This window comes from Wohlfahrtiimonas larvae, from assembly GCF_002006755.1.
Classification (GTDB): domain Bacteria; phylum Pseudomonadota; class Gammaproteobacteria; order Cardiobacteriales; family Wohlfahrtiimonadaceae; genus Wohlfahrtiimonas; species Wohlfahrtiimonas larvae.
On the sequence record NZ_MVDO01000003.1, the window covers coordinates 15,800 to 33,098 of the forward strand.

General features: G+C 35.4%; 19 protein-coding genes, 2 tRNA genes and 1 other RNA gene. 13 read left to right on the forward strand and 9 right to left on the reverse strand.

Annotation, left to right across the window (positions count from 1 at the left end; all coding sequences use genetic code 11):
* Positions 1 to 2: 2 nt before the first annotated feature.
* The 4 genes from cmoB to tatA are packed head-to-tail and all read right to left on the reverse strand — an operon-like array spanning position 3 to position 2,643.
* Entirely contained in the window at positions 3 to 953 is a 951-nt protein-coding gene (cmoB, locus tag BZK14_RS00265) for a tRNA 5-methoxyuridine(34)/uridine 5-oxyacetic acid(34) synthase CmoB (RefSeq protein WP_077924615.1), read from the reverse strand.
* A 6-nt stretch (positions 954 to 959) separates the two neighbouring features.
* Positions 960 to 1,703 carry a carboxy-S-adenosyl-L-methionine synthase CmoA gene (gene cmoA / locus BZK14_RS00270; RefSeq protein WP_077924616.1) on the reverse strand — a complete coding sequence of 248 codons (744 nt, stop codon included), beginning with the start codon at positions 1,701 to 1,703 and terminating at the stop codon, positions 960 to 962.
* A gap of 4 nt (positions 1,704 to 1,707) precedes the next feature.
* Positions 1,708 to 2,388 carry a Sec-independent protein translocase protein TatB gene (gene tatB, locus BZK14_RS00275; protein WP_077924617.1) on the reverse strand — a complete coding sequence of 227 codons (681 nt, stop codon included), beginning with the start codon at positions 2,386 to 2,388 and terminating at the stop codon, positions 1,708 to 1,710.
* A 24-nt stretch (positions 2,389 to 2,412) separates the two neighbouring features.
* The gene (gene tatA, locus BZK14_RS00280; RefSeq protein WP_077924618.1) at positions 2,413 to 2,643 is read right to left on the reverse strand and encodes a Sec-independent protein translocase subunit TatA; all 231 of its coding nucleotides are present in this window, start codon (positions 2,641 to 2,643) and stop codon (positions 2,413 to 2,415) included.
* A 289-nt stretch (positions 2,644 to 2,932) separates the two neighbouring features.
* Between tatA and BZK14_RS00285 the strand changes: the two genes are divergently transcribed.
* The 9 genes from BZK14_RS00285 to BZK14_RS00325 all read left to right on the forward strand — a co-directional run bounded on the left by BZK14_RS00285 (position 2,933) and on the right by BZK14_RS00325 (position 9,431).
* Positions 2,933 to 3,008, forward strand: a tRNA-Gly gene (locus BZK14_RS00285).
* 4 nt (positions 3,009 to 3,012) lie between these two features.
* Positions 3,013 to 3,086 (forward strand) — tRNA-Cys (locus BZK14_RS00290).
* A gap of 18 nt (positions 3,087 to 3,104) precedes the next feature.
* Positions 3,105 to 3,201, forward strand: an RNA gene (ffs, locus tag BZK14_RS00295) — signal recognition particle sRNA small type.
* Positions 3,202 to 3,242: 41 nt separating this feature from the next.
* Positions 3,243 to 5,090, forward strand: a complete 1,848-nt coding sequence (gene dnaX / locus BZK14_RS00300) for a DNA polymerase III subunit gamma/tau (RefSeq protein WP_077924619.1) — start codon at positions 3,243 to 3,245, stop codon at positions 5,088 to 5,090.
* Between the two features lie 37 nt (positions 5,091 to 5,127).
* Complete coding sequence (locus BZK14_RS00305) at positions 5,128 to 5,457, forward strand: YbaB/EbfC family nucleoid-associated protein (RefSeq protein ID WP_077924620.1); 330 nt, start codon at positions 5,128 to 5,130, stop codon at positions 5,455 to 5,457.
* Complete coding sequence (recR, locus tag BZK14_RS00310; protein WP_077924621.1) at positions 5,457 to 6,062, forward strand: recombination mediator RecR; 606 nt, start codon at positions 5,457 to 5,459, stop codon at positions 6,060 to 6,062. The genes BZK14_RS00305 and recR overlap by 1 nt, the downstream gene beginning before the upstream one ends.
* A 9-nt stretch (positions 6,063 to 6,071) precedes the next feature.
* Positions 6,072 to 6,413 carry a histidine triad nucleotide-binding protein gene (locus BZK14_RS00315; protein WP_077924622.1) on the forward strand — a complete coding sequence of 114 codons (342 nt, stop codon included), beginning with the start codon at positions 6,072 to 6,074 and terminating at the stop codon, positions 6,411 to 6,413.
* An 18-nt stretch (positions 6,414 to 6,431) separates the two neighbouring features.
* Complete coding sequence (locus BZK14_RS00320) at positions 6,432 to 6,944, forward strand: adenine phosphoribosyltransferase (protein WP_077924623.1); 513 nt, start codon at positions 6,432 to 6,434, stop codon at positions 6,942 to 6,944.
* 114 nt (positions 6,945 to 7,058) lie between these two features.
* Positions 7,059 to 9,431, forward strand: a complete 2,373-nt coding sequence (locus BZK14_RS00325; RefSeq protein WP_077924634.1) for an LPS-assembly protein LptD — start codon at positions 7,059 to 7,061, stop codon at positions 9,429 to 9,431.
* A 58-nt stretch (positions 9,432 to 9,489) separates the two neighbouring features.
* On the opposite strand, the gene mnmA is transcribed toward BZK14_RS00325, so the two are convergent.
* Together mnmA and BZK14_RS00335 are read right to left on the reverse strand one after the other, a co-directional pair.
* On the reverse strand, positions 9,490 to 10,587 hold the full coding sequence (gene mnmA, locus BZK14_RS00330) for a tRNA 2-thiouridine(34) synthase MnmA (RefSeq protein ID WP_077924624.1): 1,098 nt from the start codon (positions 10,585 to 10,587) through the stop codon (positions 9,490 to 9,492).
* 2 nt (positions 10,588 to 10,589) lie between these two features.
* Positions 10,590 to 10,952 (reverse strand): hypothetical protein, encoded by a 363-nt coding sequence (locus BZK14_RS00335; RefSeq protein WP_077924625.1) that lies wholly within the window; start codon positions 10,950 to 10,952, stop codon positions 10,590 to 10,592.
* A 98-nt stretch (positions 10,953 to 11,050) separates the two neighbouring features.
* Here BZK14_RS00335 and BZK14_RS00340 point away from each other — a divergent pair, with 98 nt between their 5' ends.
* Complete coding sequence (locus BZK14_RS00340; RefSeq protein WP_077924626.1) at positions 11,051 to 11,482, forward strand: PaaI family thioesterase; 432 nt, start codon at positions 11,051 to 11,053, stop codon at positions 11,480 to 11,482.
* A gap of 9 nt (positions 11,483 to 11,491) precedes the next feature.
* Here the strand turns inward: BZK14_RS00340 and BZK14_RS00345 are convergent, their stop codons facing one another.
* Together BZK14_RS00345 and BZK14_RS00350 are read right to left on the reverse strand one after the other, a co-directional pair.
* A complete protein-coding gene (locus BZK14_RS00345; protein ID WP_143691233.1) occupies positions 11,492 to 12,220 on the reverse strand; it encodes an EfeM/EfeO family lipoprotein in 729 nt (242 codons plus the stop codon).
* A gap of 218 nt (positions 12,221 to 12,438) precedes the next feature.
* Positions 12,439 to 13,701, reverse strand: coding sequence for a uracil-xanthine permease family protein (locus tag BZK14_RS00350; protein ID WP_077924628.1), 1,263 nt, complete (start codon positions 13,699 to 13,701; stop codon positions 12,439 to 12,441).
* A 187-nt stretch (positions 13,702 to 13,888) separates the two neighbouring features.
* On the opposite strand from BZK14_RS00350, the gene BZK14_RS00355 reads away from it, so the two are divergent.
* Genes BZK14_RS00355 through ppnN form a run of 3 tightly spaced genes read left to right on the forward strand, consistent with a single transcriptional unit; the run spans position 13,889 to position 16,840 of the window.
* A complete protein-coding gene (locus BZK14_RS00355; protein WP_077924629.1) occupies positions 13,889 to 14,677 on the forward strand; it encodes a phosphatase PAP2 family protein in 789 nt (262 codons plus the stop codon).
* A gap of 4 nt (positions 14,678 to 14,681) precedes the next feature.
* Positions 14,682 to 15,452: a peroxide stress protein YaaA gene (gene yaaA, locus BZK14_RS00360; RefSeq protein WP_171973598.1), complete on the forward strand. Its 771-nt coding sequence runs from the start codon at positions 14,682 to 14,684 to the stop codon at positions 15,450 to 15,452.
* Positions 15,453 to 15,463: 11 nt separating this feature from the next.
* A complete protein-coding gene (gene ppnN, locus BZK14_RS00365) occupies positions 15,464 to 16,840 on the forward strand; it encodes a nucleotide 5'-monophosphate nucleosidase PpnN (protein WP_171973599.1) in 1,377 nt (458 codons plus the stop codon).
* 108 nt (positions 16,841 to 16,948) lie between these two features.
* Here ppnN and BZK14_RS13150 read toward each other — a convergent pair.
* Positions 16,949 to 17,299: hypothetical protein (locus BZK14_RS13150; RefSeq protein WP_171973597.1), on the reverse strand; the 351-nt coding region annotated here is incomplete at its 5' end.

Sequence of the window (17,299 nt, forward strand, 5' to 3'; positions counted from 1 at the left end):
GTTTACTGCTCAGCAATAATGACAGCACGAAGTGGTGCAGGATAACCTTCAATTGTTTTGTTGTGATCATTGGGATCTAAAAAATCTTCTAATGACTGATAAGTCATCCAGTCTGTTTTTCTCTGTTCTTTAATGGATGTTTGGTTTAAATCTACACAGCGAATATTTTTAAAGCCAACACGTTTTAAGAAGATTTCTAACATTTTGACTGATGGAATAAACCAAGTATTGCGCATTTGTGCATAGCGATCATGGGGAATTAGGCAGGTATTTTCGTCGCCTTCAACCACCATTGTTTCTAAAACTAATGTGCCTTTTTTATTGAGCAGTTTTTTCAGATCGCTTAAATGATCAATCGGTGATCGACGGTGATAAAGTACGCCCATAGAAAATACAACATCAAAGAACTCTAATTCTTCTGTAATAGCTTCTAAGCCAATTGGTAATTGCCAGATCGGTAAGTCAGGAGAATAATGTTTGAATGATTTAAATTGTGATAAAAATAGGAAGTTTGGATCAATGCCTAATACTGATTTTGCACCAGCGCCTAACATTCTGTAACCATAGTAGCCATTGCCGCAGCCAACATCTAATATATTTTTGTATTTTAAATCAATGTGTGGTGCAACTCGTTCCCATTTCCAATCAGAATGCCATTCTGTATCAATATAAGTGTTACAAAATTGCCAAGGGCCTTTGCGCCATGGCATTAATTGACGAAGAGATGTTTCTAAAGAATTTTCATCAACTTGCCCTTTAAGTATCACGCCATTGGTTAAATCAATACTATGATTTTTAATAGTGGGGAGTTGATCTAATATGGCTTGCCATTCGTCAAAATTACCATGAATATGTTCTTCAATATATTGCGGTAACCATGTATTGAGCTTTTGAGCCCATGCATCGAGATTAGTATTGCTATAAAAGCTTGAGATGGCAGAATAATCAATCATAATATATTAAGGTAGAGCAATAATTGAGATGAAATTAAGGCATTGAAACCATTGGTAAACACGTGTAAATCCTGCTTGATGCAAGCGCTCTTTGTGAATTTCAAAAGAATCAATGCGCATGACATTTTCGATGGCTTCACGTTTTTGGGAAATTTCTAATTCAGAATAGCCATTGGCGCGTTTAAAAGCCAAGTGCATATCATCTAATACAGCTTGTTCTTCGGGGTCATGAAAATAAGTTTTTTCAGATAAGAATAGTGCGCCTGTTGGTAATAAGCTTTGGTGAATTTTAGATAATAGCGCTAAGCGTTCACTTGGTTCAATGAATTGTAAAGTTAAGTTTAAAACAAAGATGGATGCAGGTTCAAAATCTACTTGCGTGATATCATCATGTTTTAAATGGATAGGGATTAAGCCATCATGTACTTGATCTTGTAATTGAAAAAATTGAGAGGCTTTTTCAATCATAGGTGCAGAATTATCAATTGCAATAATTTCAGTATTTTCAGTTTTAATGGAATGACGTAGTGCATTTGAAATTGCTCCTAAGGAACAGCCAAGATCATAGATTTTAGAATTGTTTTCAGCAAATAATGGTGCGAAGCGTCCAATTTGTTCGATAATTGTCGGATAGCCTGGCGCTGATCGTTTGATCATATCTGAAAAAACATTAACGACCTCTTCATTAAATGCAAAGTCGATTTTTTTTCTTTTTTCAGAAAAAATAGTATCAATTGGTTGAGGTTGCATAAAATTATGGATGGTTGAGTTCAACTAAAGTATCGTGATAGTTATCAATGATGCTAGATAAGCTATTGAGTTCACGTTGCTTTGCATATTTTAGCTGATAAGTTAATAGTTTATCTTTCTCATTTTGAGAGAATAGTTCGAATTGACGAGCTAGGCAGATTCTTTGTAGGGCTTCAATACTTTCAGGTTGGATGGCATGCCCATGATATTCAATAGATGCACTATAATTTTTAGGTGGTTCAGTAATGATATTATCATCATGATAATCATAGTAATCAGCTAAGTCCGCATGTAGCTCTGGGTCAAATTCTTGGTGTTTGGTATCGGTAGGATGCGTTTGAATTTTAACGCTCGGTTGAACGCTATGCTCAAATGCTTTTTGAGAATCTCTGATGGAGTTTTCAGTTGCATGTCGTGCTTCTTGAAGAGATTTCTTTACTTCATCTAAATGAGTTGTATCTTTTATTTGACTTGTAAAACTGTCCTTGGTGTCTAGAAAGGACTTTTTTAAGTCATCAACTTGAAATTCTTTAGAAACATCATCTTTTACTTGATTAGTAAAAGAGCGTAGCTTATTTACGATAGATCCGACGGTGCGAATTGTCTCAGGTAATTTTTGAGGGCCTATGACAATTAACGCAACGACAAAGATGATGGCGAATTCACCAAAACTAATACCAAACATTATTTATGATTCAATTACAGATGATTAGACATTATCTTTCTTGCTCTCTTGAGCTGATGTTTCACTGTTATCAGCTTTGTGCTCTACAGTTTCAACTTTTTGTTCTTCTTTCTTTTCATCTTCTTTCATAGCATCTTTAAAGCCTTTTAGCGCAGTACCTAGATCTCCACCTATATTGCGTAATTTAGATGTGCCAAATACAGCTAATACTACCACTAAAACTACGATCCAATGCCAAATGCTAAATGATCCCATAATGCACCTCTATAAATACGGAAATGTTAAATATATTGAGCATTATAAACGCTATGAGTATTTTGGTATAGATTAAGTTGGATTATTTTTGTGCGAGTTACTATTATTGATCAAATTCTGATTGATTAACTGATATATATTTAGATAATGATGTTGACACAAAAAGATTAAAGTTTATAGTTCGCATGCAGACAGTAGATTTTAGGTTGGGTTATATAAAACTTAATTGATCAATAATTAGTCTTGAACAATTAATTAAATTGCCTATAATACGCTTCTGATTTGCAAAGCGGGAATAGCTCAGTTGGTAGAGCACAACCTTGCCAAGGTTGGGGTCGCGAGTTCGAGTCTCGTTTCCCGCTCCAAATAGGCTGAATAGCATAGTGGTAATGCATCGGTTTGCAAAACCGCGGATCCCAGTTCGATTCTGGGTTCAGCCTCCAAAATTTTATGGTGACCTACATTGGTTTCCTCGCAGTGAATCATTACGCACCGTGTCAGGTCCGGAAGGAAGCAGCACACGTATTAGGTTTGCGTGCAGAGGGTCTACTGGTGTAGGTCATCTCCATTTTAGGCAGGTAAAAAGGAGTTGATCCAATATGGCAGCACAGGCCTTGGCGCGAAAATGGCGTCCAAAAAACTTTCATGAAGTTGTCGGGCAAAAGCATGTTGTCACCGCCTTAACAAATGGATTAGATAATAATCGTCTACATCATGCCTTTTTATTAACAGGTACTCGCGGTGTTGGAAAAACTACGCTTGCAAGAATTTTAGCAAAGTCTTTAAACTGTGAAGAAGGTGTTAGCTCGCATCCTTGTGGTGTGTGTAGTATTTGTCAAGAAGTGGATCAAGGTCGTTTTGTTGATTTGATTGAGATTGACGCAGCATCCCGAACTAAAGTTGAAGATACCCGTGAAATTCTAGATAATGTGCAATATGCACCAACGCGCGGTCGTTATAAAGTTTATTTGATAGATGAAGTTCATATGTTATCTAATAGTAGCTTCAATGCACTATTGAAAACATTGGAAGAACCGCCTGAACACGTTAAATTTATTCTGGCAACAACAGATCCTCAAAAATTACCAGTGACGGTTTTATCTCGTTGCTTGCGTTTTCATTTGAAAAAAATTCCTGCAACAGAGATTAAAGATCATCTATCTATGATCATGGATGCAGAGCAGATCAGTTATTCGCCAAAAGGTTTGGAATTAATTGCTAAATCTGGCGCTGGCAGTATGCGTGATAGTTTGTCATTATTGGATCAAGGCATTGCTTATACTAATGGTGATTTGCAATTTGAACCAATTCAAACAATGTTAGGTTTGATTGATGATCAATACGCATTGCTGATTTTAAAAGCCTTAGCTAATTTAGATCAAACAGCACTATTGCAAGCATCTAAGCAAGTGATTTCATCAGGGGCTGATCCTTTTGCTTTATTGGAAGCATTGATTGATGCTTTCCATCAATTAACATTATTGCAGATTGACCATAGTTTTATCGATTTAGATGATACGCATCAAGATCAATGGATTGATTTGGCTGAGCAAATGTCTGCTGAAGATTTGCAATTGTATTATCAAATAGCATTGCATGGCCGTAAAGATTTAGAGATTCATCCTGAACCTTTGATGGGATTAGAGATGACATTGTTGCGCATGTTGTTATTTACCCCCAATGGTAATAATTCTGCGCCTGCAAGAAAAATAGCACCACAAGCTGCTGTTCAAACATCTACATCACAGGAAACATCACCAGCTCAGTCTCAATCTGCATCAATAGTAAAACCATCGTTTGCGAATATTTTGAATGAGGTTCAAGCAGAACCTAAGGCTTCAAATACGATTCCAAACCCTGTTGTTGAGGAAAAGGCTGAAGTTGTGCCTGCGGTTAAAGAGTCAGTTGTTGAGCCACCCATGATGCCGAAAGTTGCTATAGAAGAAGATGTTATTCCGCCTTGGATTGATGCTGAAATGAATGAATCAGCACCAATCATTATGCAAGAAGTGCCTGTAGAAGTTGTTGCAGAGCCTCAATCTTCAGTGACTTTGAACAATAATGAAGAATGGTTAGAGGTTGTCCGAAACTTAGATATTATTGGTTTAAGTTTAGGCATTGTCCGTAATTTAGTCTTTGAATCATTTAATAATAATACTCTGATATTGAAGCGTTCTTTATCGGATCATGCTTTCAATATCCCTGATGCAGAAAAAAATATTGCAGATGCGGTAGGGAAAGTTTTGAATCAGGATATTCAATGTAGAATATTGGCTGTTGAAACAGAAATGGTTGAAGATGACTTTAATCATCGTGCAGATAAAGAATTACACGCTAAAAAAGTGAATGCTTTAGCAAAAATCAAGAATGAACCTGTTGTTCAGTTATTAGTGAATGAATGTCAGGCGATGGTTATCGATTCAACGCTAATGCTAGCGGATGAATAGTGTATAATATAAATTTTGAGTGAAGGAACTATCAATTATGATGAAAGGCGGTATCGCTGGGATGATGAAAAAAGCCCAGAAAATGCAAGAAGATATGATGAAGGCACAAGAAGCATTGGCTGATATCAATGTGATGGGGGAGTCTGGTGCAGGTTTAGTAAAAATTGAAATGTCATGCCGCCACGTTGTTCGTAAAATCGAAATCGATGATTCTTTATTGTCAGATGATAAAGAAATGTTGGAAGATTTAATTGGTGCAGCATTCAATGATGCTTTATCAAAAGTAGAAACAACTTCTCAAGAAAGAATGAAATCTGTAACAGGTGGTTTTGAATTGCCTGCTGGTATGAAACTACCAGGATTTTAATGAATAACCCTCTTTATCCAAAAGCACTTAAAAACTTGGTGGATTCTTTAAGAATCCTACCAGGTGTTGGGCAAAAAACAGCGCTAAGAATGGCGCTTTATTTGCTCGAGCGTAATCCTAGTGGTGCGCAAAAATTAAGTGCTGCTATTGGTAGTGCTATGGCGGATATTCATAAATGCACACAGTGTCGTAATTTAACAGATAAAGAGATTTGTTTGGTATGTAGTGACCCAACACGTGATGAATCATTGTTATGTGTAGTCGAAAATCCTGCTGATGTTTTTGCATTATCACAATCAGTAGAATATAAGGGGTTATACTTTGTTCTTATGGGAAATTTATCACCATTAGATGGTGTTGGCCCAGAAGATGTAGGTTTAGATTTATTAGAGTCTCGCTTAGCCAAAGGTATTATTAAAGAATTAATACTTGCAACAAATCCCACTGTGGAAGGAGAGGCAACAGCATTTTATATTGATGAAATAGCTAAACCTTATAATGTACGTGTTACAAGAATTGCACATGGCGTACCCATGGGTGGTGAATTAGAATATTTAGATAGTAATACACTTTCTCATGCCTTTAGGGCAAGGCAGCAATTTTAGGTGGTGATAATGAGTACAATTTTTACAAAAATTATTCAAAAAGAAATTCCAGCTGATATCGTTTATGAAGATGATGAAATATTGGCATTTCGAGATATTAGTCCACAAGCACCAGAGCATATTTTAGTCATTCCTAAAAAAGAAATTCCAACAGTGAATGATATTGAAGATGCTGATGCCATTTTAGTAGGAAAATTATTTCTAACAGCTAAAAAAATTGCTAAAGAATTAGCTTTTGATGAAAAGGGTTATCGTTTAGTGATGAATTGCAATGAAGATGGTGGGCAAACAGTTAATCATATTCATATGCATATTTTAGCAGGTCGTCAATTAAGTTGGCCGCCAGGCTGATAACATAGGTTTAATGTTATGAATTTAAAAGATTATATTATTAGTATTCCAAATTACCCATTGCCAGGTGTTATCTTTAGAGATATTTCTCCATTATTAGGTAATGGTGATGCTTATGGTTATGCAACCAACCAAATTGTTGAATTTGCTAAATCTAAGGGCGTTCAAAAAATTGTTGGTCCTGAAGCACGTGGTTTTATTGTAGGATGTCCTGTTGCTTATGCATTGAATATTGGTTTTGTCCCTGCGCGTAAGAAAGGAAAATTGCCAAGAGAAACAGAATGTATCGAATATTCTTTAGAATATGGATCAGCATTCATTGAGTTGCATAAAGATGCAATTCAGCCGGGTGAAAAAATACTGATTTGTGATGATTTGTTAGCGACCGGTGGTACAATTGCAGCTACTATCCAATTAGTTGAAAAATTGGGTGCTGAGGTAGTGGGATGTGCATTTTTAGTTGAATTAACAGAATTAAAAGGCCGTGATAAAATTAATGGCTATGACATTGTTGCATTGATGGATTTTTAAATTATCTAGGCAGCAGATTTATTGATTAATGATTGGATATTTCCTTTGAAAAATATAAGCCAACGAAAAAAAATATATATTGCGCTTATCTTGGGCTTAGCTCAGGCACCTGTTATGGCAAAAGCACCACCATCAGGTGCTTTTGGTGCATGTAGAATTAGCCCTCTGGCTGAATATGTCCAGCCATCTAATGATAAAACAGATAATGATACAATCTATTTATCAGGAAAATATGCTGATAGTAGCGAAGATTACGCAAATATTCGTGAAGAGATTATTGCGTATTATGGTAATGCTCGTATTGATGCCGATCATCTAGTGTTAGATCGGAAAAAGAATATCTTAAAAGGTAATGATCAAAGTATTCGTTACTCATCAGATTCTGCAGTGATTGAATCTGATAGTTTCACTTCATATTTAAATAATCGTGAATATGAAGGTGAAAATGTTACTTATTATATGCATCAAATTGAAGCACAGGGTAAGGCGCGTTATGCAATTAACCGTCAGAATGATAAAACCTCTGATTTTGAGCAAGTGACATATTCAACTTGCCCTGTAGGTACTGAAGTTTGGCAATTATCGTCGGAAGAGTTGCATTTAGATGAAGAAAGTGGGCGAGGTATTGCTCGTCATGCAAAACTATCTTTATTTGGTGTTCCAGTATTATATTCACCATATTTTTCATTCCCTATTGATGATCGTAGGCAAAGTGGTTTCTTATTTCCAATGATTTCATTGGATAAAGATGGAGGGTTCTCCATTAGAACGCCATATTATTTAAATATTGCCCCAAATTTTGATATGACATTAATCCCGGGATTTTATACAAAACGAGGATTAATTTTAGGTGCTGAAGCTCGTTATTTAAATGAATGGCAGCATTCAACATTGGGTTTGGAAGTCTTGCCACACGATAGAGCGTTTAGAAAGTATCAAGGTGTTGAAGCAAATCATGCCCTATCTGAAGGCAATCCTTTTTATAAGAAAGATAGTTCTACTCGATGGTCAGTATCTTTTGATCAGCAATTAAACTTACTGCCAAAATTAAGAGGGCGCATATTATTTCAACAGGTTTCTGATGATAAGTATGCAGAAGATATTCAGGATGCAGTTGGGCTATTGACTAAAACCAACTTAGAGCGTATTGCTGAATTAACTTATTCTGATGAAAATTGGCAAAGCACTTTGAGATTTCAACATTTCCAAATATTGGATCGTGATGTTATTCCAAATGACCCTTATGCACGTATGCCCCAATTATTATTCAATGGTAATTGGATCACAGAGAATGGGATTTTTTATGGTGCATATGGTGAAGCTGTTAATTTTACAACAAATGTTTCTCGTAATGCGCCAGATCGACCTAAGTCAGCGATACGATTGGATTTAATGCCATATATTGGATTTAGAATAGAAAATTCATGGGGCTTTTTTGAGCCTAAGTTGGCTTATCGTTTTACACATTATGATCTTAACTATCAAAGTTTTGCCGGTTATCAAAGGCCGAATCAAATAGATTCTATACATAGAAGCTTACCTATTTTTAGTATTGATACGGGAGTTGTTCTAGAGCGAGATACGCAGTTTAAGAGTTTATTTGGTGGTGGTAATTTTGTTCAGACTTTAGAACCTAGATTATTTTATTTGTATGTTCCTTATCGAAATCAATCTAATATTCCGATTTTTGATACAGGTTCAGTTACGCCTAGTTTTGATAGTTTATTTGCGACAAATCAATTTACAGGCGCAGATCGTCAAAGCAATGCTAATCAAATTACAGCAGCTTTAACAACAAGATTCATTAATGAAGATACAGGTGTAGAGCATCTTAGATTGTCAGCAGGGCAAATTTATTATATTGATGATCCAAGAATTACTACTGGTAAAGATTTACCTTCCAAAGGGGAGTGTTATCGGGATAATTTTAATGCTATAGATGTCGGCGAGCGTTGTCGTAGAAGCCGTAATTCTGAATGGTTTGTGGAAAGTAATGTTCAGTTAACTCAGGATTTTTCAGGAAAAGTGACATGGCAATGGTCGCCTGATAGTAAGAAAACGACACGTTTGTCATATGATTTAAGGTATCAACCAGAGGAACGTAAAATCATTAATATTGGTCAGAGATATTATCGTGATCCGAACTATAGTAATGATTATATTACTCATCAAATAGATTTAACATCTTATTGGGAAGTGAGCAGTAACTGGGCAGTTGTAGGAAGATATAACTATTCTTTGGAAGAGAATAAGTTGAATGACTCATTTGTTGGTTTTGAATATAGTGATTGTTGTGTTGCAACACGTGTTGCAGCGAGATACTATCGAAATAATATCTATGATAAAAGTAAAGAGTGGAAAGCATATTTGCAATTTGAACTCAAAGGGTTAGGAAATTTTGGTCCAAATACTGATACTTTATGGAGAGAGAGTATTTATGGATATCAAACACATAGTTTAGGTCGAAATCCAAAACAATCCTTTTAAACTGATCAATAAAAAACCAAGTACTAAACTTGGTTTTTTTATTGTGAGCTAATTATAATTAACGTTCTATGATGGCACCACCTAGGCAGATATCATCATGATAAAAGACAATGGATTGTCCAGGTGTTACTGCTCGTTGAGGATCTTTGAAGGCAACAAAAATACGACCATCTTCTATAAATTGAATAGAGCACTCTTCATCTTGTTGGCGATAACGAATTTTTGCGGTAAGGTTATGATTGATGTTTTCGAGATCAATATTGGTATTAATCCAATGAACATCACGTGCGGTAAGCGATTGTTTATATAAAGCCTTATGCTCTCCTTGCGCAACAATGACACGATTGTTTTCAATATCTTTGTCTACTACAAACCAAGGTTCGCCAGATGAGTTTTTCATACCACCAATATGCAATCCTTTACGTTGGCCTATTGTATAGAAAGATAGCCCTTGGTGCTCCCCAATTTTTTCACCATCAACTGTTACCATATCTCCTGGTTTAGATGCAATATATTGGCTAATAAACTCATTGAAATCGCGCTCACCAATAAAACAAATACCTGTCGAGTCTTTTTTATCATAAGTAATGAGCTTGTGTTGTAAAGCTAATTCACGTACTTGAGGTTTTTCTAGATCACCAATAGGGAAGAGTGCATTTTTTATTTGAGATTGACTCAATAAATGCAAAAAGTAGCTTTGGTCTTTATTATTATCTAGGCCTTTGAGTAGATAGGTTTGTCCATCTTTACGTATTGTCCGAGCATAGTGGCCTGTTGCGATATAATCAGCTCCCATTTCATTGGCATAATCTAAAAAGGCTTTAAACTTGATCTCTTTATTGCATAAAACATCAGGGTTAGGGGTTAATCCCATTTTTAATGTTTCTAGAAAATAGGCAAAAACACGTTCTTTGTAGTTTTCTACAAAATTAACCTTATGCAAAGGAATACCCAATGTATCACAGACTTTCTGGGCATCTTTGACATCTTCTTCGGCGGAGCAATAGCCCGTTTCAAAATTATCTTCCCAGTTTTTCATAAATACGCCATGAACATCTGCTCCTTGTTCTTTTAATAACAATGCTGCAACAGATGAATCAACACCGCCAGACATACCGACGATGATACGTTTACCTTTAATATTTTCTTGAATCATGTTTACTCTGCTGAATCTTCTGATGAATCGTTTGTGGAGTTTCCGCGAATTCTTTCATACGGAACATAGGTTGGTTTACCATTTTTACCAACACCAAATTCTATTTGACACTGACCATTAATCCAATCATATTTGGTGTCTTTGTTTAAACTGTGACCATTGTATGAGCATTTAACATTATTATAAATAGGCTTAATACATATTAAAATGATCACTGCAAACATTAATGTTTCTAAAAGGATGAAGGTTTTTTTCTTGTGCCAGATAAAGAAGAAAATGGGGATTTCTTTATGTTTTGCATATGCAACAAAAGCACCGATGATAATAACTAAACCGATGAATTGAAATAATAAAAAGAAATGCAAGGTGGCTCCTTTATGGAATCTACAAATAATTAGTCACAATTTTACCATCATTTGATCTAGAATGAGAGAACTCAATAACATTTATAAGAGGATATGGAATGTTAACAATTGAACAAATGAATAATCATACACGTAAAACTTTGGTGGGCCATTTGGGGATTGAATTCACTGTAAGTGAAGATGGTTATGTAGAAGCTACGATGCCAGTAGATGAAAGAACTATTCAATCTTATGGTTATTTGCATGGAGGAGCAACGATCGCATTAGCTGAGACAGTCGCGGGTGTTGGGACATTTAGCATTGCTTTACCCGAAAAAAGCTGTGTAGGAATGCAGATTAGTGCAAGCCATATATCATCTGCGCGTATCGGAGAAACAGTTGTGGCAAAAGGTAGTATTGTACATCGTGGTAAAAGTACCCATGTATGGGATGTCAATATCTATGCTATGGATGATGATCGATTGATTTCAACAATTCGAGTGACGAATGCAATTATTAAAAATCGTAATCCTGACGTATTTTCATCTTAAAACTTAAGATTACTCGGTCAGTTGTGAAGATATTTGCTCATTTACTTGTATTAAAAGTTCAGATAAGCGTTGAACCTCTTGATGGATTAAAGTTTTATCTGAATCTTTTAAATTAGCATAAGGTTGATAAATGTCTTCAAATAAATATGTATCTAAAATTGCATAAATTCTATCTTCAGTTTGATTGATATCAGCAATAAGTGATGGGGGGATAAAGTTCTGTGTTTGATTTATGATGAGGCGAATACCTTCTAAGTTAGCAGCAACTTCTCCTAAGCCTGATCCACTATATGAGCTATCATAACCTGGTAGTTTATGGGTCAATATCTGATGAGTAAAGACAGGTAGAATGGCCAGCATATCTTGTGGCGTAATATTCTGTTGTTGCATCATATTTATGACGAAACGAAGATTACTGAGTAATTTTTGTGTTTCCACGAATGCTCTAACTGGATCTGGTTGGACAAATAGTGCATATTCAATGGCATGAAATCCTACAAAACCTAGTGATTGTGTATCTTTAGGTAATTGTTCAATGTGGGTATCCACAAGGTTATTAAGACCTGGGGTCAATAAAACTAAGGGGCGTGCTGATTCATATTGATAATGTGCCTTAATATAATCTTCTTTAACTGTTTTGTATCGACCTGCTTCTAATTTGCGTGATAAACGCTCTAATAGTTCTTCTGCATTTTTAAGTCGTTCGATTGAGTATCGAGTATATTGTTTGGTAGCCACCTCCATAGAATTGGGCGGACTCTTGGCAAGAGCTGAAGAGATGGTTAAGAGTAGCATTGAACACAATATGATATATTTCAAGGTTGCTCCTAAGAAAGAGTAATGAGATAGTTTTAGTTTGAAAGATTATTTGTACTACCTTGATACTGTTATATCATATAAAAAAATCTCCTGGTTGAGGAGATTTTTGTCATTAATGTATTGTATGTATAAAATATCTATGATGAATGTTCTTGGTTTTTAGGTTCAGGCAGGATTAGATTTAATACAATAGCTAAAACAGCTGCTAAGCCAACACCAGCAAATGGGAAGCTGCCGATATTGATCGTATAACCACCAACACCTGTGATCAATGTTGCACTGATGATCACTAAGTTGCGAGGAATCATGATGTCTATTTTTGCATCAATTAAAGTTTTTAATCCGATACTAGCAATCGTACCAAATAATAAAATCATGATGCCACCCATAACAGGCAATGGAATGGAATTTAAGAACGCATTAAATTTACCCATAAACGCCATAGCAATTGCAAAAATTGCGGCATAAGTCATAATTTTAGGATTATCATTTTTTGTGATCATCACAGCACCAGTTACTTCGCCATAAGTTGTGACAGGTGGCCCACCAATTAGACCTGCGACACAAACACCTAAGCCATCACCTGCTAATGTTTTATCTAAACCTGGTTCTTTTGTGAAGTCTTTACCTGTAACTTTACTGATCGCCATGATGCCACCAATGTGTTCAATTGCAGGGGCAATTGCAACAGGTAACATGAATAAAGCCGCTAGCCAGTTGACTTCAGGTTTATGAAACTCAGGTACTGCAAACCACGCGGCATTAGCCAATGTTTCTAGATGCAAAATATTTTCACCATTATTAAAGGAGGCAGATAACCCAGTTAAATCAGCAAGAAGCGCCAATATATAACCTGCAAAAATACCACCTAAAATGGGGATTAAACGGAACAAACCTTTACCAAAAATTGTGATGATCACAGTGACAGCAAAGGTTGCAATGGATAGTGAAATTGCCAATGTGTCATTCATGATAGCTTGGCCACCACTAATACCCATAGCCATTTGTGTTGCGGTCACTGCAACGGATAAGCCAATCACCATAATAACAGGGCCTATTACAACGGCTGGTATTAATGTATTCACTAAACCAATACCACGCCAGCGAATGATAAGGGCGAATACAAAATACATAAAGCCTGCGGCAAATAAACCAAACATTGTTGCACCCATTCCCCAAGTTTGTAAGGAGAAAATGATCGGTGCAATGAATGCAAAAGAAGAGCCTAGAAAGATAGGAACTTTGCGTTTAGTAATGAGTTGGAAAAGTAGAGTGCCTATCCCCGCGCCTAAAAGCGCCATGGATGGATTTAAGCCGGTTAATAATGGTACTAATACCATTGCACCGAATGCAACAAATAGAATTTGTACGCCTGAGATCAGATCTTTAATGGGCTGCACAACACACGCTCCTGTGAGATTTTATGAGGAAGAAAAAGCGTGCAGTAGTATATCACCAATCATTTTATTGTTAGGCAAAAATCTAACAATATTCAAGGATTAATAAAGTATTTTAATATAGAAGACTGAGCGTTATGCTGACTTAATGCTATAATTTTTAACTTTATTAATAATATGTAGAATTAGCATGATCATCTTATCCCGTCAAAAAACAATCATTATATTGCTTGCAATCTTACAGTTAACTTTAATACCTATTGTGCTTTGGTTAGCTGATTGGCAGTGGTCGTTAGATAATACATTTAATGGATTAGACCAATTTCTATTTTGGGTGACACAATCTGGGACAGCTATTGTTTATGCATTCTTGACTTGTGTATTTTTACTAATAATTTTATCACTGTTTGCATGGCATAAAACTCATTGGGTCATTATCGCAATGACTGCGTTTATTTTGTTAATAAGTACTCAGGTTGTTAAAACAGCATTGAAATCTTTTTATAAAGAACCACGCCCATATACTAGTTACTTAGTAGAGCAGGGCGTTGATTTAGATAAGTTTTATCAAGAAATTAGATCAGTTAGGTCAGAAATTGTCAAAAATAGTGTTCAATCTCAGGTAAACATGCCTGATTATTTAAAAAAACATTGGGAAAAAGAAGTGGGCTATTCATTTCCATCAGGGCATGTTGCATTTGCTGTGACTTGGTTGATGATTTTTATTTTAATTTTACCTATGAATCGTAAGCGCGATTGGGCAATCGTTTTTGTTATTTTTATTTGGACTATATTGATGATCGTTAGTCGGATTCGGTTTGGTATGCATTATCCAATAGATGTGTTTGTCAGCACATTATATGTGCCAATCATTTGTCTGATTTATGCTAAGTTAACACAATGCTCTCGATTAGAGCCGTATTTTGATCGTTTACAGAATTTGCATGATCAAATACTTTCATACATCATACGGAGGTAATATGTTGTTATTTCTTTTATCACCTGCAAAAAAGCTTGATGAAACGAAGCAGCCACCTTTTGAAGGTAATAGTTCTCCACATTTTTTAAAGCAAAGTATAGAACTTATTGATATTCTTAAAAAACTATCACCACCAGATTTAGAATCTTTAATGAAAATTTCTGGTAATTTAGCAGTACAGAATGCCGCACGTTATAGTCAGTTTTCTATTCCTTTTAATCATGATAATGCTAAAGAAGCTATTTTCTTATTCAATGGTGATGCGTATGAAGCTTTGAGAGCATATGATTTAACTGAAGATCAGATGACGTATCTTCAATCTCATTTGGTGATGTTATCGGGATTGTATGGTGCTGTACATCCATTAGATTTAATTGCCCCTTATCGTTTAGAAATGGGAACAGCTCTTAAAAATTCTAAAGGTAAAAATTTGTATGAATTTTGGGGTGATTCTGTGACGCAATATCTAAATGGTTGGATTGAGAAAAATAAAATTACAGCTGTGGTTAACTTAGCATCGAATGAGTATTTTTCTGTTATACAGCGAGATAAGCTTTCAGTGCCTGTCATTACACCAATTTTTAAAGATTTAAAAAATGGGCAATATAAAACCATCAGTTTTAATGCTAAAAAAGCACGAGGTTTAATGGTTCGTTATGCTGCTGAAAATAATATTCACAATGCAGAAGATTTAAAACAATTTACAGTTAACGATTATTATTTTAAGGGCGAGAACCCAACACAAATGTCAGAATGGCTATTCTATAAGGATTAATCTAAATGATCATGGAAAATAAAAATTATCATATCTATCCACCTAGTGGATCATTGGATCTATTATCAAAAGTAGAGAGTGATTTATTAACAAAAAGTGCCGATGGTGAACTATATCAATTATTTAGAAATTGTTTATTAGCCGTTCTAAATACAGGTAGTCAAACAGATGATGCAAGTATTTTATTCCAAAAATATCAAGATTTTGAAGCGAAAATTTCACGAACAGAGCGCGGTATTAAGCTGGAATTGATGAACCCTCCACAATCAGTATTTGTAGATGGAGAGTTAACACGTTTAATTCGTACTAACTTATTTTCAGTGTTGCGTGACATTTTGTATATGCGTGAAATTGTGAGCAGTTATGATAAAAAGCGCTTAGTAAAATATGGCAGTCAAAAAATTGCGACCGATATTGTTTTTATGACATTGCGCAATGCAAAAGCATTAAAAGCAGCATATGACTATAATGTTGTGGTGTGTTGGGGTGGACATTCAATTAATGAAATTGAGTATAAATATGCACGTGAAGTCGGTCATGAATTAGGTTTACGCCGTTTTGATATTTGTACGGGTTGTGGCCCAGGCGCGATGGAAGCACCTATGCGTGGTGCTGCAGTTGGCCATACACAACAAGGCCATGAAGCAAACCGTTATATTGGGATCACAGAACCTTCAATCATTGCCGCAGAGCCACCTAATCCTTTGGTGAATGAATTGATCATTATGCCTGATATTGAAAAACGTATTGAAGCATTCATTCGTTTAGGTCATGGTTTAATTGTCTTTCCAGGTGGCGTGGGTACAGCAGAAGAGTTTTTATATGTGCTCAGTATCTTAATGATGGAAGAAAATAAAGATCAAATTTTGCCAATTGTTTTAACGGGACCGAAAGAGAGTGAAAGCTACTTTAAAACTTTGGATCATTTTATTGAGAAAAGTTTGGGGAAAGAAGCTCAAAGATTCTATGAGATTATTATTGATAATCCATCGTTAGTGGCTCAGCGTATGAAGCAAGCAATGCCATTGGTAAAAGAGCGTCGTAAACAAAGTGAAGATGCTTATTGTTTTAATTGGTCATTAACAATTTCAGAAGATTTACAAAAGCCCTTTATTCCAACACATGAAAATATGTCCGGCTTGAATCTACATAAAAATCAACCAAAAGAAAAATTAGCAGCGGCATTGCGCCAAGCATTCTCAGGGATTGTAGCAGGTAATATTAAAGAGTCAGGCATTAAAGCAATCAAAGAACATGGACCTTTTGTATTACATGGTGATCCTGAGTTGATGGAGTTGGTGGATCAATTATTGAATGATTTTGTATCGCAAGGTCGAATGAAATTACCTGGTTCTACATATCAACCATGCTATCGTGTTGAAAAGTAACTATTTTAGATTTTAATAGTTAAAATCCTCAGTATTACAAAATACTGAGGATTTTTTTATGGTAGATTGAAAGTTTAGGGTCTGATGATATCAATATTGATATAGCGATTATTTTATAATTGGTAAAATACATTCATCCTCTTTTAACAGTGCTTTCACATCGAATCGATTAACAGTAATATCACCTAGTTCTGTGATACAGATGAGTTTAGATCCTGAGAGTTTTTTAATATCAATAATATAGTTATTTTGATATTGCACATCAGGATCTAATATAATATTTTCAATATGGAAAGAAGCCAATGATAAAGGATTATTCCAACGATTAACTAATCTAATTCGGGTTTGATCTGCCAACATCAGATCTATAGATAAAACTGATACAGTTTTATCTTTAGTATTTTGTAAAATAATCTTATCTAATTTATTTTGTGTGTGGTTAATATAAAACATTCCTCT

Coding starts and splice junctions, on each gene's coding strand:
- cmoB (WP_077924615.1), bottom strand. CDS start 953: ATGATTGATTATTCTGCCATCTCAAGCTTTTATAGCAATACTAATCTC.
- cmoA (WP_077924616.1), bottom strand. CDS start 1,703: ATGCAACCTCAACCAATTGATACTATTTTTTCTGAAAAAAGAAAAAAA.
- tatB (WP_077924617.1), bottom strand. CDS start 2,388: ATGTTTGGTATTAGTTTTGGTGAATTCGCCATCATCTTTGTCGTTGCG.
- tatA (WP_077924618.1), bottom strand. CDS start 2,643: ATGGGATCATTTAGCATTTGGCATTGGATCGTAGTTTTAGTGGTAGTA.
- dnaX (WP_077924619.1), top strand. CDS start 3,243: ATGGCAGCACAGGCCTTGGCGCGAAAATGGCGTCCAAAAAACTTTCAT.
- BZK14_RS00305 (WP_077924620.1), top strand. CDS start 5,128: ATGATGAAAGGCGGTATCGCTGGGATGATGAAAAAAGCCCAGAAAATG.
- recR (WP_077924621.1), top strand. CDS start 5,457: ATGAATAACCCTCTTTATCCAAAAGCACTTAAAAACTTGGTGGATTCT.
- BZK14_RS00315 (WP_077924622.1), top strand. CDS start 6,072: ATGAGTACAATTTTTACAAAAATTATTCAAAAAGAAATTCCAGCTGAT.
- BZK14_RS00320 (WP_077924623.1), top strand. CDS start 6,432: ATGAATTTAAAAGATTATATTATTAGTATTCCAAATTACCCATTGCCA.
- BZK14_RS00325 (WP_077924634.1), top strand. CDS start 7,059: ATGGCAAAAGCACCACCATCAGGTGCTTTTGGTGCATGTAGAATTAGC.
- mnmA (WP_077924624.1), bottom strand. CDS start 10,587: ATGATTCAAGAAAATATTAAAGGTAAACGTATCATCGTCGGTATGTCT.
- BZK14_RS00340 (WP_077924626.1), top strand. CDS start 11,051: ATGTTAACAATTGAACAAATGAATAATCATACACGTAAAACTTTGGTG.
- BZK14_RS00355 (WP_077924629.1), top strand. CDS start 13,889: ATGATCATCTTATCCCGTCAAAAAACAATCATTATATTGCTTGCAATC.
- ppnN (WP_171973599.1), top strand. CDS start 15,464: ATGGAAAATAAAAATTATCATATCTATCCACCTAGTGGATCATTGGAT.